Source organism: Rhizobium ecuadorense (assembly GCF_001187535.1).
Classification (GTDB): domain Bacteria; phylum Pseudomonadota; class Alphaproteobacteria; order Rhizobiales; family Rhizobiaceae; genus Rhizobium; species Rhizobium ecuadorense.
In genome coordinates, this window is the sequence record NZ_LFIO01000399.1 from 1 (window position 1) to 316 (window position 316).

1 protein-coding gene is annotated in these 316 nt (G+C 47.8%); it reads left to right on the plus strand.

The window, feature by feature from the left end:
- Positions 1-193: 193 nt before the first annotated feature.
- Positions 194-316 (plus strand): HNH endonuclease (locus tag AF337_RS40085; RefSeq protein ID WP_244471212.1); only part of this gene is annotated, 123 nt, incomplete at its 3' end.

Here is a 316-nt window from a genome sequence, read left to right on the forward strand (position 1 = left end):
CAGTAGGGTTGGCTCTGGGCTCTTTTCGAAGAAGAGGATCGATGGTCCCTAAAATCGACGGGAGTCAATGGGACGATTTGGATAGCGGGTGCACAGTTTATTTTGAAAGTACTGTAAAGGCCGTTTTGCACGAAGCAACAATTATGAGACTCGTCTGATAAGTTGTATTGCTTACGGCATGCGCTCTTTGGTAATGCGGAAGCAGAATTACTATCTGGACGGAAGATGTGTCTTTTGCCGAAAAGCGTTTACGCAGGCAGAACTCACCGACGAGCACATCATCCCCGAAGCTATCAATGGCTCCTTGGTGATACGC